The sequence below is a fragment of the Ferribacterium limneticum genome (genome assembly GCF_020510585.1).
In the GTDB taxonomy this organism is placed as follows: domain Bacteria; phylum Pseudomonadota; class Gammaproteobacteria; order Burkholderiales; family Rhodocyclaceae; genus Azonexus.
Genome location: NZ_CP075190.1, coordinates 1,216,957 through 1,233,078, shown reverse-complemented (window position 1 = coordinate 1,233,078; position 16,122 = coordinate 1,216,957). Strand labels below are relative to the sequence as shown.

Sequence of the window (16,122 nt, the reverse complement as noted above, 5' to 3'; positions counted from 1 at the left end):
TGACCGTGGCGATCACCCGGCCAAAACTTGCCCCAGATCAGCAAAACCCATTTCAAAACGGCGTAGAGTGACGGTTTCCCCGGCAAGCGCCGGGCATTTGGCAACACCAGAAATCCAATAACCGTGACCACCTCTTCCGCCGCCAACGCCATCCTGCTCGTCGGCCACCCCAACGTCGGCAAATCCGTCCTCTTTCATCGCCTGACCGGCGCTTACGTCAACGTTTCGAACTACCCCGGCACCACCGTCGAAGTCACTCGCGCTAGTGCCCGTTTCGACCGCGAAGCGATGCTCCTCGACACCCCCGGCGTACTCGCCCTGCCCTCGCGCAGCGATGACGAACGGGCGACCATGCGCGCCCTGCTCAACGAATCCTCGCGCTGCCTCGTGCAGGTCGGTGACGCCAAGAACCTGCGCCGCACGCTGACGCTGACCGCCCTGCTGGCCGAACTCGGCGTGCCGATGGTGCTTGCCCTCAACATGCACGACGAGGCGGCGGCGCGCGGCGTCATGGTGGACATCCCGGCGCTCTCCGAAGAACTCGGCATCCCCGTCCTGGCCACCGTCGCGACTGGCGGCGAAGGCATCGGCGAACTGACCCATGGCCTCGGCCACGCCCAGCACGCCGAAGCGCTGCTGCGCTACGACCCAGAAATCGAGGCTGATATTGCCGCCATGGCCGCCGCCATCACCCGCCTCGCCCCACACCCGCAACTGGCGGCGCGCGGGTTGGCGATTCTTTACCTCGGCGGCGATTCGGTCGTTGCCGACTGGCTGATCGAGCGCGCCAGCGAATCCCATCCCCCAGGGGGACTTCCTTCGGGGCGCGCTCAACTGGAAATTTTGCGCAAAAACGCAATCGACCATGCCGACGGTGATCTCCCCGCCCTGCTCGCCCGCGAACGCACCGAAGCGGCCGATGCGCTGGCCACCAGCGTCATCCAGCGCGCCGTCAAGAGCAGCCCGCTGCTCTCGCAACGCCTCGGCCAGTACGTCGTCCATCCGGTCTGGGGCGTCCCCATCCTGCTCGGCGTGCTCTACGCCGTCTATCAGTTCGTCGGCGTCTTCGGTGCCAGCGTGCTGGTCGGCCTGATGGAAAAGGATCTGTTCGAAGGCATCCTCAACCCGGCCTTCACCCATCTCGTCACCGCGTTGGTCGGTCCCGGTTGGCTGCAGGACTTGCTGGTCGGCCAGTACGGCCTGTGGACCATGGGCATGACCTACGCGCTGGCGCTGATCCTGCCCATCGTCACCACCTTCTTTTTCGCCTTCGGCGTGCTCGAAGACTCCGGCTACCTGCCGCGCCTGACCGTCATCGCCAACCGGCTGTTTTCACTGATCGGCCTCAACGGCCGCGCCGTGCTGCCGATGGTTCTCGGCCTCGGCTGCGTAACGATGGCAACGCTGACTACGCGCATCCTGCACAGCCGGCGCGAACGGCTGATCACCATCTTCCTGCTCGCCCTGGCCATCCCCTGCTCGGCGCAACTCGGCGTCGTCCTCGGCATGCTCGGTGGCGTGTCATTTACCGCCGTCGTCATCTGGGCGCTAGCCATGGTCGGCATCCTCCTGCTCTCCGGCTTCCTCGCCGCCAAGTTGATTCCCGGCCGGCGCATCCCGCTGGTCACCGAACTGCCGCCAATGCGCCTGCCGATTTTTGCCAATGTCTTCAAGAAAACCGGCGGCCGGCTCAAGTGGTACCTCATCGAAGTCATCCCGCTCTTTTTGCTCGGTACCTTCATCATGTTTGCGCTCGACAAGAGTGGCGCTCTGCCGGCCATCATCGAAGCCGGCGAACCGCTCGTCTCGGGCTGGCTCGGCCTGCCCAAGGAAGCCTCGGCCGCCTTCGTCATGGGCTTCCTGCGCCGCGACTTCGGCGCCACCGGCCTGTTCGCCATGGCGCACAGCCTGAGCCCGATTCAGGCGGTGGTCGGCATGATCACCATCACCCTGTTCATCCCCTGCTTCGCCAGCCTCATGATGATGGTCAAGGAACAAGGCGCCAAGGTCGCCCTCGGCATGGTCGCCGTCATTGTCCCCTTCGCCTTCTTCGTCGGTGGCCTGTTCAACATCCTCCTCCGCGCCCTCTGGTCATGAGCCCCGCCCACGAAGTCCGCCTCCCCCTCGCCTTCATCCCGCCCGGCACCGAAGTCCGCCTCGCCGCGCTGGGCGACGAAATCGACCCGCTCCAGCGCGAGCAACTGACCGCTTATGGGCTGGCGGAAAATCGGCCGATCCGGGTGCTGCAGCAGCGGCCGATGACCGTCATCCTCGCCGACGAGGTGGAACTGGCGCTGGAACACGCCGTCGCCCGCCACATCTGGGTCGAAAAATCGCCGGCGGCCGCCTGAATGAGCTTGTGGCTCCGTTGAATTAGCTTGGGTTTCCGCCTTGCTGGCGGGCGTACTTTCTTTTGCTTCGCCAAAAGAAAGTAGCCAAAGAAAAGGCGACCCCAGGGTCGGCGCCCCTTCGGGGTTCCTTCCGCTACTCGGCTGGCCGGGCGGCTTGCTAAACTCGCCTTCGGCTCAGACAACGCAAGCCGACAGCCCCCGGCCCGCCTGCGTTGCTCAGCGCCTTCCACGGGGACCCCAAAGGCGTCCGGCCTGACCATTTCGTCGCAAAAAGATAGCTTCCACGGTCAACCGGAAAAAAAGCCAAAAATGAAATCTGTTTTTCAGGCACCCAAGCTCAAGCACGGGTCGTTTCACCGGGCCCCTTGAGAGGTGCCGAGCAACGCAGGAAGGCCGGGGGTAGTCGGCGAGGACTGTTTGAGGGGCAAAGCCCCGAGTTCCGCAGCCGCCCGGCTTTCCGAGTAGCGCAGGGAACCGGCACCGACCCAGGGGTGGCCTTTTCTTTGGCTACTTTCTTTTGGCCACACAAAAGAAAGTACGCCCGCCAACAAGGCGGAACCCCAAGCCAATTAAAACGAACGCCCGATAAAACATGGATTCCCGCCTAGGCGGAAATGACATCTAACTGAACACGTCAAACGACGTCGATCCCCGGCTCACCCTCGCCAATTTCACCAATCACGGAAACGTGCGAGAACCCCTGCTGCAGGAACAGCGAGAGCACTTCCGTCACCGTTTCTGGCGAGCATGAAACGAGCAGGCCACCCGAGGTCTGCGGATCGGTGAGCAACGTTTTTGCCGCATTTTCCAGGTTGACCGCAAGATTGACGCCGTCGCCGTAGCTGCTCCAGTTCCGCCCCGAGGCGCCGGTCATGTAGCCGGCCTCGACGAACTCACGGGCGCGAGCCAGCAGCGGCAGGTCGGCGTAATTCACCGTGGCGCGCACATTACTGCCCTTGCAGACTTCGAGCAGATGGCCGGCCAGGCCGAAGCCGGTGACGTCGGTCACGGCATGCACGCCTTCGAGACAGGCCAGCATCGGCCCCGGCGTGTTGAGCTGGGTCGTGGTGTCGACCATGGCTTCGTAGTCGCTGGCGTGGAGCTGATCCTTCTTGAGCGCGGCGCTATAGACGCCGACGCCAAGCTGCTTGCCGAGAATCAGCTTGTCACCGGGCATGGCCCCGGAATTGCGCTTGAGGTGCGCCGGATTGACGATGCCGATGGCGACCAGCCCGTAAATTGGCTCGACCGAATCAATGGTGTGGCCGCCGGCAATCGGAATGCAGGCAGCGCGGCAGACGGCTTCACCACCTTGAAGAATCTTGCCGATGGTTTCCAGCGGCAGGGTATTGACCGGCATGCCGACAATGGCCAGCGCGAAGAGCGGTGTGCCACCCATGGCGTAAACATCGGAAATGGCATTGGTTGCCGCGATGCGGCCAAAATCGTAGGGGTCGTCGACAATCGGCATGAAAAAATCGGTTGTCGCGACAATCGCCTGCTGCGCATTGATCTGATAAACCGCTGCGTCGTCGCAGGTCTCGGTGCCGACCAGCAGTTGCGGCGGAATGATGCCCGACGGAGCGCCGGCCAGAATTTGCTGCAGGACGGCGGGCGCGATCTTGCAGCCACAGCCGCCGCCATGGGAAAGCTGGGTCAATCTGATTTTTTCTTCAGGCACGGCTGTTCTCTCGAAAAACTATTGTTGATTTTTTAATTATTCAGCGTCGAAGCCGGCATCTTCGATAGCATTGACCAGCACCTCGCGCGTCACCGCCTGCGGATCGAAAGCGACTTTGGCTTCACCCGCCTCCAGCGAGACTTCCGCGCTGGCCACACCGGCCAAGGCGCCGAGCACGCCGGTAATGTTCTTGACGCAGCCCTGGCAGCTCATGCCGCCAACCTTGATTACGGTGTTTTCCATGCCATTTACCTGTTCACAAAGGGTTGAGTACGCAGGATTTCGGCTATGCCGGCCGCCGAGGTCGGCCGACTGAAATAATAGCCCTGCGCCATATCGCAACCCATTTTACGCAATTGGGCCAACTGTTCGCCAGTTTCGACACCTTCCGCCAGTACGGTCATGCGCAGGCTGCGTCCCATGCTGACGATGGTCGAGGCAATCGCCCAGTCGTCGGGATCGGTTTCCAGATCATTGACAAAGGAACGGTCAATCTTGAGCTTGCCGACCGGGAAGCGCTTGAGATAGGCCAGCGACGAGTAGCCGGTACCGAAGTCGTCGAGCGACAGCTCGACGCCCATGCGATGCAGCGCCGACAGCGTGCCCAGATTGATGTCGGCATCGTGCATCACGGTGCGCTCGGTCAGTTCCAGTTCGAGCAGGCTGGCTTCCAGGCCGGAGGCGGCCAGCGCGCCGGCGACCATTTCGACAAAACCCGGCTGGCGAAACTGGACGGGCGCCACGTTGACTGCCATGACCAGCGATGGCAGGCCCTCGTCGCACCAAACCTTGGCCTGACGGCAGGCTTCGCACAGGACCCAGTCGCCGATCGGATTGATCAGCCCGGTTTCCTCGGCGACATGAATGAACCTGTCCGGCATGATCATGCCGAGTTCCGGATGCAGCCAGCGGATCAGTGCTTCGACGCCGATGATCACGCCGGTGCGCAGATTGACCAGCGGCTGATACTGGAGAATGAATTCGTTCTGCGCCAGGGCACGGCGCAGATTACTTTCCATGAGCAGACGATCCAGCGTTGCCGTGTTCATCTCGGCAGCATAAAACTGGAAGGTATTGCGGCCGATTTCCTTGGCCCGGTACATCGCCGTGTCGGCGTTCTTGAGCAGGGTTTCGAGATCCTGCCCGTCATGCGGATAAATGCTGATGCCGAGCGAGGGGGTCACCGTCAGTTCATGCCCTGCCACCTCAAACGGTCGGGTGAAGACATCGATCAGACGACGCGCCACCTCAGCCGCAGCCGCCGTATGAAACCCCGGCATGGCAAAGATGAACTCGTCACCACCGAGGCGAGCCAAGGTGTCGATGCGCCGGACGACGGTATCGAGCCGGCGCGCCACTTCGACCAGCAGTTCGTCGCCAACGCTGTGGCCGAGCGAGTCGTTGACCCGTTTGAAATGATCAAGGTCGAGGAAAATGACGGCAATTTCAGTCTTGTCCCGCTCGGCCGCCGCCAGCAACAGGACGAAGCGCTCGCGCAGCAGGCGCCGATTGGGCAGCCCGGTCAGCACATCGTAGTCGGCCAACTCGCGGATGCGCTGCTCGGCCGCCTTCTGCGAAGAAATATCGAGCAAGGTGCCGACCGAGGCCGGTCGGCCGTCGAAAACCGAGGGCGAACCGTAGATCATGGCCGGAAATTCCGAACCATCCTTGCGTATCGCCGTAATCTCGTAATGGTGCCCGTTGATCCCGGCGCCCCGGGCCTGCATCTGCTCGACGATGAAAGCATGCTGCGCCGGCGCGACCACATCGAGCGGCCCCATGCGGCCGACCATTTCCTCGGCGCTATAGCCGAAGAGGCGGGTCAGATAGGGATTGACGTACTTGAAGCGCTGATCCTGCAAGACGAAGATACCGACCTGCGCGGCCTCCATCGTCGTCCGGAACATGGCTTCCTGCTCCGTCAAGGCCGGCGGATCTCCCGCGGACGCGACGCAGCCACTGCCACCCCCGGCATTTGCCTCCCCGTCCCTCGTCATGCCGCCGCCTGTGGCCATCGAAACCTCTTGTTCCTGCGTCTAGCGCCCCGGCCGCCAGCGCTTCAACAACAGCGAGTTGGAGACGACCGACACCGAACTCATAGCCATGGCAGCCCCCGCCACTACCGGGTTGAGCCAACCCAGGGCAGCCAGCGGAATTCCCAGCACATTGTAAATGAAGGCAAAGAAAAGATTTTGCCGGATTTTCCCCAAGGTGGCCGCCGACAGGGCGATTGCATCAACTACGCCCATCAGGTCGCTACGAATCAATGTTAAATCTGCCGCCTCCACCGCCGCGTCGGAACCGGCGCCAATGGCGAAGCTGACATCAGCCGCCGCCAGGGCCGGCGCATCGTTGATGCCATCGCCGACCATGGCCACCAGGCCACCGCCGGACTTCAATTCGTTGATGGCCGCCGCCTTGTCGCCCGGCAGAATGCCGGCGCGGAACTCGGCGATGCCCGCCTCGGCAGCAATCGCCGCGGCCGTTGCCGCATTGTCGCCGGTCAACATGACAACCCGGATACCGCGTTCGCGCAGACGCTCAACAGCCGCCCGCGACGTTGGCCGCAAGGCATCGGCGATGGCAAACAGGGCCAGCGTCGTTTCGCCTTCGGCCAGCACCACGACTGTCTTCCCGGTCCGCTGCAAATCGGCCACCGCCGGATCGGCGTCCAGCCCCAGCCAGCTCGGCGAACCGAGGCGCAAGGTCCGGCCATCGACTTCGCCCTCGACACCATGCCCGGGCAAGGATTTGAAATTTGCCGCTTTTTTCCGGTTGACCGTCGAATCTGCCGAAACGATAGCCCGCGCCAGCGGATGCTCCGAATTCTGCTCGAGCGCCGCCGCCAGACCGAGCGCTTCGTCGCGTGCCAGGCCGTAGGGCACGACATCCGTCACCTGCGGCGTACCGCAGGTCAGCGTTCCGGTTTTATCCAGCGCCAGCACCGTAATTTTCTCGGCTCGCTCAAGCGCCTCGGCGTTTTTCACCAGGATGCCGGCCCGCGCCCCCTGCCCGGTGCCGACCATGATCGCCGTCGGCGTCGCCAGACCAAGCGCGCACGGACAGGCGATGACCAACACGGCAACGGCATTGACCAGCGCCTCGGCAAAGTCGCCGGCGTACCACCACCAGCCGGCAAAGGTGACGAGGGCGACGACGCACACCGTCGGCACGAAAATCGCCGAAATCTGGTCGGCCAACCGCTGCACCGGTGCCTTCGAACCCTGCGCCTCGCCGACCATGCGGATGATGCCGGCGAGCAAGGTGTGCTCGCCAACGCCGGTCGCCCGGCAGCGCATCGCCCCCTGGCCGTTGGCCGTCGCGGCAAAAACTTTGTCGCCGGCGCGCTTGCCCACCGGCATGCTTTCGCCGGTCAGCATCGCCTCGTTGACGCTCGATTCGCCGTCGATCAACTCGCCGTCGACCGGCACGCTTTCGCCCGGACGAACGAGGAAAACATCGCCCGGCATCAAGGCTTCGACCGGCATGTCGATCCACTGACCATCGCGTTCGACGCGCGCCGTCTTCGGCTGCAGGCGGATCAGCGATTCGATGGCCTCCGACGTCCGCGCCTTGGCCCGCGCTTCGAGCAACTTGCCGAGCAGAACCAGCGTGATGACCGCCGCCCCGGCTTCGAAATAGACATGCTGGTTCAGCCCGAACACCGTGACCACCGTCGAAAAGCCCCAGGCCATGCTCGTCCCGAGCGCGACCAGCACATCCATGTTGGCACCGCCACCGCGCAGGGACTTGAAGCCGCCATCGTAAAATCGCCAGCCGATCCAGAACTGCACTGGTGTCGCCAGCACCAGCTGGAACCAGCGCGGCAGTTCATTCATGTGACCGTGTTCGCCGAACATGAAAAACATCTGGCCGACCAGCGGCAAGGTCAACGCCACCGAAATCCAGAAACGGCGGATTTCGCTGCGGTAGACGAGCAATTTCGCCACTTTTTCGCGTTCGCGCGTTTGCGCGTCGACCACCGCCGCCGTGAAGCCGGCCTTGGCGACAGCGGCCACCACTGCCGCCTCGTCGGCCATTGCCGACAAACGAACACGGGCCCGTTCGGCCGCCAGATTGACATTGGCCTGCATGCCGGCCTGCCGATTGAGCACCTTCTCGAGACGCGCCGAGCAGGCGGCACAGGTCATGCCGCCGATAGCAAACTCGACGACGCGGCCTGTTTCGGACTCGGTCATTTGACCAGCAGAACCGGACAAGGCGCCAGATGCAAAACCCGGCTGGCCACCGAGCCCATGACCAAGCCGGCGATGCCGCTCCAGCCATGCGATCCCATGACGATCAGATCACAGGCCAGTTCGTTCGCCACCCTGGAAATCACCTCGGCCGGCTGGCCGACATGAATGTGCGTCGTATGAAAGCGCCCGGCCGCATCCAGCTTTTGCTGGGCAGCCGTCAGATGCTCCTGACCTTCCTCCAGATAATAGGCGTGCAGCGTTTCCTTGCCGATATGGGCCTGCACGCGGCCAATCGGAATCGGCGCATGGACGTGCAGCAGATGAATCTCCGGCACGTCGCGGAACCAGCTGACGTGGGTAATCAGGTGATCAACCGCGCGCAAGGAACATTCGGAACCATCAACCGGCAACAGGATTTTCATGATGTCATTTCCCAACTAAAGCTGGCCCGACATATAGATCAGGCCGACGAATCCATATAAACCAAAGCCTAGCACCAACAAGCCGGATAGGGTACGTACGACCGGCCGCCGGACGAATTCGTTCAGTCGGGCCAGAACAATGCCGGCGAGCAACAGATTGGGCAGCGTGCCCAGACCGAAGGCCAGCATCATCAGGCCACCGCGCGTCGCCGAACCCGCTGTCAGCGCGCTGGCCAGCGCGCTATAGACCAGGCCGCAAGGCAGCCAGCCCCAGAGCAGGCCAAGCGGAAAAGCCTGAGCGACGCTACGCGCCGGCAGGAAGCGCCGGGTCAGCGGTTGCAGATGAATCCAGAGTTTTTGTCCGGCCCGTTCGGTGAACGCCAATGCCCGCGTTACGCCCAGCAGATAAAGACCAAGCGCAACCAGCATCAGGTTGGCGATGAAATAAAGAATTAGCCGGGCCGGCACCTGTCCTTCCAGCCCCATGCTGGCCGCCCCGAGCGCACCGGCAATGGCGCCGGCCGCGGCATATGACAGGATGCGCCCGCCGTTGTAGGCAAGATGCATCGACCAGCGTGCCGTGACACCCATCGACAGGGCGCCGACAATGCCGCCGCACATGCCGACGCAATGCGTACCGCCGAGCAGGCCAACGAGAAAAAGGGCAAGAAAACCGGAATCAGGCATCGAACATGATCAACAAAAGCAAAGCGGGCAGTTTAACTGCCCGCTCGGCCTGCTGCATACCGGTCAAATCACCTTGGAGTAAGTCGCCCGCTGGCGACCAGCCCTCAGATAGCGGTCGAAAACCATCGAAATGATGCGGACCAGCAGACGCCCCGGCGGCAGGACGGTAATCCATTCGCGATCTATCTTGAGCAACCCGGCCCGCTCCATTTCCTTCATGTCTTCCAGCTCGGCTGCGAAATACTCGCGGAAGTTGATCAGATGGGCGCTTTCAATGCTTTCGATGGACAGCTCGAAATGGCACATCAAGGCCTGGATGATGGAACGGCGCAGGATGTCGTCGGCTGTCAGTTCTATGCCGCGGAACACCGGCAAGGAGCCGGTATCGAGGGCATCGTAGTACTCGTCAGCGGTCTTGACGTTCTGGTAGTAGCTCGGCCCAACCTTGCTGATCGACGAGATGCCGAAAGACAGCATGTCGCAATCTGCGTAGGTCGAATAACCCTGAAAATTACGATGCAGGCGCCCCTGACGCTGGGCGACAGCCAGTTCATCATCGGGCTTGGCGAAGTGGTCCATGCCGATGAAAACATAACCCGCATCGGTCAGTTTCTTGATGGCCAGCGCGAGAATCTGCAGCTTGGTATCGGCCGACGGCAGATCGCCATCATTGATCCGGCGCTGCGGCTTGAACATGCTCGGCATGTGCGCGTAGTTATAGATCGACAGACGATCCGGGTCCATCGCCAGCACGCGCTCGATAGTCCGGTTAAAGCCCATGACGGTCTGGTGCGGCAAGCCGTAGATCAGGTCGACCGAAACCGACTTGAAGCCATTGGCCCGCGCATCGCGGATCACGCTATAGGTTTCTTCCTCGCTCTGCACGCGATTGACAGCGACCTGGACTTTTTCATCGAAATCCTGAACGCCGACGCTCATGCGGTTAAAGCCGAGTTCGCCGAGCAGGGCAACCGTCGCCGTATCGACCTTGCGCGGATCGACTTCGATCGAATACTCACCGCCGTCAAGCAGCTTGAAATGCTTGCGCGTTTCACCCATCAACTGGCGCATTTCATCGTGCGACAAGAAGGTCGGCGTACCACCACCCCAATGCAGCTGAATGACTTCGTGCTCGCCATCGCGACCTTCCAGCGCGGCTGCCTGCATATCCAGTTCTTTTGCCAGATAGCGGAGATATTTCGCACTGCGCCCGTGATCCTTGGTGATAATTTTGTTACAGGCGCAGTAATAGCAAATAGTGTTACAGAAAGGTATGTGGAAGTATAATGAGAGAGGTCGGCTTATGCCGCCGATGTTGCGTTTGCCCAGCCAGACTTTCGCTGCCTCAGAATCGAAGGCCTCGACAAAGCGATCAGCCGTCGGATAAGACGTGTAACGGGGGCCGTTGACATCAAAACGGCGGATGATCTGGGGATCGAATACGAGGTTTTCAGTTGCGAAATTCATTGGGCCGGCCACTAAAAGTAGGTCTGATTATGTTCGGAAGGTTCGATTTTATGGTTGACATGGATCAAGCGAACTCAGGTTGCAAATGGCTCAAACACACCCGCTAAATCAGGAGCTCTCGCTGTCGGTCATCAAGACGGCGTGCTCCAATTGTAACCTGCGCGAACTGTGCCTGCCGTACGGTCTCAGCCTCGAAGAACTGGAGCGTCTTGACGATCTGGTATCGACCCGTCGCCGGATCAAGCGCGGTGACAATCTCTACCGCGCCGGTGAAGCTTTCGATGCCATCTACGCGATTCGCAGCGGTTTCTTCAAAACCGATGTGCTGCTCGAAGACGGCCGCGACCAGGTAACGGGTTTCCAGATGGCCGGCGAATTGCTCGGTCTCGACGGCATCAGCACCGAACACCACACCTGCAACGCCATTGCGCTCGAAGACAGCGAGATCTGCGCCATTCCGTTCTCGCGACTGGAAGTGCTGTCACGTGAAATCCACACGCTGCAGCATCATTTCCACAAGGTGATGAGCCGGGAAATCGTCCGCGATCATGGCGTCATGATGCTGCTGGGCACAATGCGCGCCGAGGAAAGACTGGCCGCCTTCCTGCTCAACCTGTCGCAGCGTTTTACGGCGCGGGGTTTTTCGCACGCCGAGTTCTACCTGCGCATGACCCGCGAGGAAATCGGCAGCTATCTTGGCCTCAAGCTGGAAACCGTCTCGCGTGCCTTCTCCCGCTTCCAGGAAGAAGGCCACATCGCCGTTCAGCAGAAGCACATCCGGATTCTGAACGTCAACGGGCTCAAAGCCCTGATGAATCACCGCGCCTCCTGAGTGAGGCTTACCAGCGCAGGTGGGCAAGCTCCGCTGCGCGCTGGGCGATGCGCTGCAAGAGTGATTCGGCACGCTGCCGACCGGCGGTCGAGTTACCCGGCGAGCGATACGCCAACCGGATTTCCGATGACTTTTCCACCAGGGTATAGAGCGCAATTGACAGCGGGCAAAGGGTCAGTTGCGCCGGCGCTTCGCGGACCAGCTCGGCGGCCAGCAGGCTGCTGCAGAACTGGACGATTTCAGCTTCGCGATAGGGGATCGTGTCGTCACCAACAGCCGTGCGGGCCAGCATGTCACGAAACGGGAGGACGCTGCCAACCACCAGACCTTCGCTCTCGATGGCTTCAATCAGCCCGTCGTGGGCTGTCCGGAAATCGGAATTGCTGACCCTGAGGACGACCGTATCATCGGCGATCGATGGTAGGGAAATACAGAGCAGCGACAGGAAAACCAGAAAAAAATGGGACGCCCCGTGGGGCGTCCCAAACAGATGTACAGAAAACATCTGACGCAAGAGTTCGTTGCCCGGGCGATTCAAAGGAAGAGTGAACCGTCCGGGTAAATCGGTTTCTTAGAACGAGTGCTTGATACCCATCGCCAGGCCATTGACGCCGACGCCGGCGCCAATATTGTTACCGATGGTGTAGGCCCCGTTGGTGTCGTTCTTGATATGAGCGTAGTCGGCGTACAGTTCGGTACGCTTGGACATGGCGTAGCGCGCGCCGACCCCCAGCTTCCAGGCATCGGCGTCGGTCAGGGTCCTGTCCTTGACCTGGCCGAACATGCCCATCACGGAGAACTTGCCGAGCGGCACCGTGGCGCCGACGAACCAGTTGCGGCGATCGTACTTCTGGTTGGCCGCCAGGCCAAAGGCGGCACCAACTACGTTGCCGCCAATGAACGAGTTCACATCGCCCTTGATAACGTCGTAGAGGCCGCTGACCTTGACCACTCCGAAATCGTAGGAAGCGCCAGCAGTAGCGACGTATAGGCGGTCGCTGTCATAGCCGACAGCCCGGGTCGTTTCATAATCGAGATCGATGCTCAGCGGGCCATTCGCATAGATCAGGTTGGCCGATAGCAGGCGGTCATCGCCAGTGTTGCCACCAAGGGGCGACCGCGTGGACAGGGAATGGGAAGTGTTCAAGGTACCTTCGGCACCCTGCGTATTGGTGGCAGTAGCTAGGATCACGGTGAAGCCGGAAAAGGACGGCGAAATGTAGGCAAGCGCATTGGCCGCGCGGTCGTACTGGGTGGTCATCGACGTCAGGCTGGCGATCGAGTAGTTGCCGAACGGGCTGTACTTGCCGTAGATGCCGTAACGGATGCCGTCCAGGTAACCGGCAACGGCCGTACCGAAACCGCCGGTCAGGCCGACGTACTGGTGGCCGGCCGAGGCCAGACCCGTATTGGTGTCCGGGCTAATGCGATATTGCAGGTCGAACAGTGCCTTCAGGCCGTTGCCCAGATCCTCGACGCCCTTGAAGCCGATGTGGCTCTGCGAAGCAGCGCTCTGCAGATCGTACTGCGACTGGCCATTGGCGACCGCGCCGTTACTGCCTTGACGGAACATGACACCCATATCGACGTTACCGTAGATGGTGACGTTGGTTTGCGCGAAAGCTGCACCGGAAGTAACAGCCGCAACGGCCAGCGCGATAAGTTTTTTCTGCATTGAATTGCTCCTCAATCATCTTTTGTGTGAATTAACCTCGAAGCGTATCCCGCCCCGCACGAATCTCCCCTCTCCCCGAGGGCAGCGTTCAGCGTTATGAGTTGCGAAGCCCGTGCCAGCCCGTCGAAAAGCGCCTGAAAATTTGCGCAAAGCCAGTCGCCACGTCGATTTCAAGGCATTTTCCCGGTTGACCGTAGCAAGCACCTGAACAGTTCGACACGTTCATTTTCAGGACAATTGCTGCTTCATTGAGCCAAAATGAAACAGTGTTCAGCGTTTCATCAGACGTAAAAAAGCCCGACCGAGGCCGGGCTTGAGCGGTTGGAATGGAGGTGCTCAAAAGGAATATCGGGCGCTGACGCCGGCCAGCCAGGTGCGTCCCGGTGCCGCTTCGTAGTAACGGCTGTTGCCGTCGCCGACGATGACCGAGCCGACGTACTGGCGATCGAAAATGTTGTCGAAACGCAGGAAGGTACGCAGGTTCAGGTCACCGACCTTGCGCTCGATGCCGAACCGCAGGTTGGCGATGGCGTAGGCCGGGGCCGCCTGCCTCGTGTTGGTGTCCTCGACGTATACCTTGCTCCGGGCAACGCCCTCGACGGCGGCATGGAAGCCGCTGGCCGGATGCTTCCAGGCCAGTTCGCCGAACAGGCTCTGGGCAGGAACACCGGGCAGGCGGTTGCCGGAATTGATCAGGCCGGACGAGGTGGTGAAGGCTTCGTCGTAGCGGGCGTCGAGCAGCGTGTAAGCGAGGCGGGTGGAGAGGTTGTTGGCCCAGCGACTGTCGAGTCCGGCTTCGAGGCCGCGGCGCAGGGTCTGCCCGGCATTGCGGTAAGTCGTCCGGCCGCCGGAGGCGGAATCGACGACCAGTTCATCCTCGGTTTCGATCTGGAAAACGGCCAAGTCAAGGCGCGTATCGCTGCCGATAAAGGCTTTCAGGCCGGTTTCGTAGTGCGTGCTGGTCGACGGCTTGAGGTTGTAGCTGAAAGTGCCGCCGACACCGGAATAGAACAGTTCGTTAAAGGTTGGCGCCTCGAAGCCACGGGCGGCGCTGGCATAAATATTCACCGTCGGCGTCAGGCGGAACATGGCGGCGATGGTCGGGGTCGTCTTCTCGTAGCTGACGCTGCCGCCATCGTTGCCGTTGCTCAGGTAGGCATCCTTGACGCTGAACGAGACATTGCTGTGCCGAACGCCGCCGCTGAAAGTCCAGCGCTCGCCCTGCCATTCGGCCTGGGCGTATTGATCAAAGCTGGCAACACGGTCTTCTTCGGCCCGACGCTGGACACCCTTGACGCCGAGCGTGGCGCCGATGAAGTTCTCGTAGCCGCGCCGGTTGTCGATCGATTGCTCGTAGTCGACGCCGACCGTCGTCGTCAACTTGCCACCGGCCAGCTGAAAGCGGCCGATCCAGCGCGTCGAGGCACCGGCAAAATCGCGGTCGAAATCGATGACGCCGCCGGAGTGTTTCGCGTTGCCTTGCGGGCCAGCCGGAATCGACTGATATTGAATCGTCGAGCGTTGCCCGGCATAGACCGATGCCTGCACCGAGTGATCGCCGAAGCGGTGCTCGTAAGTCAGCCCGCCCTGCTTATGGTCGATGCTCTTGCGCGTGTTGAAGTCGAGCACCGGCTGGGCGACGCTGCGCGGATTGGCCTGGTAGGCAGCCCAGGTAAGGCCCTGCGGATCGTCGGCCGTCTGCTTGAAGCTGTTGGCAATGAAAGTCAGCTTGCCGTCCTGGCTCGGCCGGTAGGTCAGCTTGACCATGCTCTGGTCGCGTTCGGCCTTGCTGTGGTCGCGGTAGCCGTCGGTGGCGAAATGCGAGGTGTCGATGACGTAGCCGAGGCCGCCGACTTCGCCCTGGGCGCTGACGTCGGTCTTCCACATGTTGTCGCTGCCAGCGACGAAGCTACCTTCAACGCTCGGCCGGCCCTTGCCGTCCGGCGTGAACATCTGGATGACGCCGCCGGCATGATTGCCATAAACGACGGCCAGCGGGCCGCGCAGGACTTCAATGCGCTCGGCGCGATCGAGGTTAAAGGTGGCCGCCTGTCCCTGGCCATCCGGCATCGAGGCCGGAATGCCGTCGGAGATCAGGCGAATGCCGCGCACGCCAAAGGCCGACCGGGCACCGAAACCGCGCGACGAAATCTGCAGATCCTGGGCGTAGTTCTGGCGATTCTGCACCGTGATGCCAGGCACCGCAGCCAGCGCCTCCGAAGCATTGACCCGCGCCTGATCGGCGCCGATGCGAGCGGCATCGACAACGTCGACGGCGGCCGGCAGGTCAAACGTGTTGTGTTCGACGCGGCTGCCGCTGACGACGACTGAATCGAGGGTCAGCGCCGTTTCGGCGGCGATGCCGAAGCAGGGAAAGGTGGCAGCGAGGATGACGGCGAGGCGCTTCGGGTGTTGTCTCATGATTTTTGTCTTATTCAGGTTGATGCGGAATTTCATTTTTGGCCAAATATTCCGGTCGACCGTGCAAGGCGACCTCAATCTGATTATCGGCAAAGCGCCACGAAAGGGCGACGCGGCAATCGCCAAATGAGGCTCATGAAAATCATGAGGTAGCGCGGAAAAACACCAAAAAAACTCAAGGTTTTATGGAGATGCCGGTTTTCATTCTTGACCGTTTTTTCCGGTCGACCGTAGAACACCTGCTTTGATTTGCAGCAATCGTTCGTATTTTCCACAGTTACTGGAGCAAAAATCGCTGAACGGACAGCATTTTTCGGCTAGCACGCTCCTTGCTAAAGGCATAAATCAGAAAAAAAACCCCGACCCACTGCAGCAAGTGAGCGACCT

The 16,122-nt window shown here is 61.3% G+C and carries 14 protein-coding genes; 3 read left to right on the top strand and 11 right to left on the bottom strand.

Annotated features, from left to right (window positions below; genetic code table 11):
• Window positions 1-123: 123 nt before the first annotated feature.
• Entirely contained in the window at window positions 124-2,097 is a 1,974-nt protein-coding gene (gene feoB, locus KI613_RS05890; protein ID WP_226404262.1) for a ferrous iron transport protein B, read from the top strand.
• A complete protein-coding gene (locus KI613_RS05885; protein WP_226404261.1) occupies window positions 2,094-2,351 on the top strand; it encodes a ferrous iron transport protein A in 258 nt (85 codons plus the stop codon). The genes feoB and KI613_RS05885 overlap by 4 nt, the downstream gene beginning before the upstream one ends.
• 634 nt (window positions 2,352-2,985) lie before the next feature.
• Here KI613_RS05885 and selD read toward each other — a convergent pair.
• The 7 genes from selD to hemN form a co-directional block, all read right to left on the bottom strand.
• The gene (gene selD / locus KI613_RS05880) at window positions 2,986-4,032 is read right to left on the bottom strand and encodes a selenide, water dikinase SelD (protein ID WP_226404260.1); all 1,047 of its coding nucleotides are present in this window, start codon (window positions 4,030-4,032) and stop codon (window positions 2,986-2,988) included.
• A gap of 36 nt (window positions 4,033-4,068) precedes the next feature.
• A complete protein-coding gene (locus KI613_RS05875; protein WP_226404259.1) occupies window positions 4,069-4,275 on the bottom strand; it encodes a heavy-metal-associated domain-containing protein in 207 nt (68 codons plus the stop codon).
• A gap of 5 nt (window positions 4,276-4,280) precedes the next feature.
• Window positions 4,281-5,957, bottom strand: a complete 1,677-nt coding sequence (locus KI613_RS21290; RefSeq protein ID WP_319004093.1) for a putative bifunctional diguanylate cyclase/phosphodiesterase — start codon at window positions 5,955-5,957, stop codon at window positions 4,281-4,283.
• 111 nt (window positions 5,958-6,068) lie between these two features.
• Window positions 6,069-8,231 (bottom strand): heavy metal translocating P-type ATPase, encoded by a 2,163-nt coding sequence (locus KI613_RS05855; protein WP_226404258.1) that lies wholly within the window; start codon window positions 8,229-8,231, stop codon window positions 6,069-6,071.
• On the bottom strand, window positions 8,228-8,653 hold the full coding sequence (locus KI613_RS05850; protein WP_226404257.1) for a universal stress protein: 426 nt from the start codon (window positions 8,651-8,653) through the stop codon (window positions 8,228-8,230). The genes KI613_RS05855 and KI613_RS05850 overlap by 4 nt, the downstream gene beginning before the upstream one ends.
• A 15-nt stretch (window positions 8,654-8,668) precedes the next feature.
• Entirely contained in the window at window positions 8,669-9,340 is a 672-nt protein-coding gene (locus tag KI613_RS05845) for a sulfite exporter TauE/SafE family protein (RefSeq protein ID WP_226404256.1), read from the bottom strand.
• Between the two features lie 63 nt (window positions 9,341-9,403).
• A complete protein-coding gene (gene hemN / locus KI613_RS05840) occupies window positions 9,404-10,807 on the bottom strand; it encodes an oxygen-independent coproporphyrinogen III oxidase (RefSeq protein ID WP_226404255.1) in 1,404 nt (467 codons plus the stop codon).
• Window positions 10,808-10,892: 85 nt separating this feature from the next.
• On the opposite strand from hemN, the gene fnr reads away from it, so the two are divergent.
• The gene (fnr, locus tag KI613_RS05835; RefSeq protein WP_226404254.1) at window positions 10,893-11,639 is read left to right on the top strand and encodes a fumarate/nitrate reduction transcriptional regulator Fnr; all 747 of its coding nucleotides are present in this window, start codon (window positions 10,893-10,895) and stop codon (window positions 11,637-11,639) included.
• Window positions 11,640-11,646: 7 nt separating this feature from the next.
• Here the strand turns inward: fnr and KI613_RS05830 are convergent, their stop codons facing one another.
• The 4 genes from KI613_RS05830 to KI613_RS05815 form a co-directional block, all read right to left on the bottom strand.
• Window positions 11,647-12,144 (bottom strand): hypothetical protein, encoded by a 498-nt coding sequence (locus KI613_RS05830; protein ID WP_226404253.1) that lies wholly within the window; start codon window positions 12,142-12,144, stop codon window positions 11,647-11,649.
• 66 nt (window positions 12,145-12,210) lie between these two features.
• Window positions 12,211-13,314, bottom strand: coding sequence for a porin (locus tag KI613_RS05825; protein ID WP_226404252.1), 1,104 nt, complete (start codon window positions 13,312-13,314; stop codon window positions 12,211-12,213).
• A gap of 94 nt (window positions 13,315-13,408) precedes the next feature.
• The gene (locus tag KI613_RS05820; protein WP_226404251.1) at window positions 13,409-13,654 is read right to left on the bottom strand and encodes a hypothetical protein; all 246 of its coding nucleotides are present in this window, start codon (window positions 13,652-13,654) and stop codon (window positions 13,409-13,411) included.
• Window positions 13,651-15,735 (bottom strand): TonB-dependent receptor family protein, encoded by a 2,085-nt coding sequence (locus KI613_RS05815; RefSeq protein ID WP_226404250.1) that lies wholly within the window; start codon window positions 15,733-15,735, stop codon window positions 13,651-13,653. The genes KI613_RS05820 and KI613_RS05815 overlap by 4 nt, the downstream gene beginning before the upstream one ends.
• Window positions 15,736-16,122: the final 387 nt, after the last annotated feature.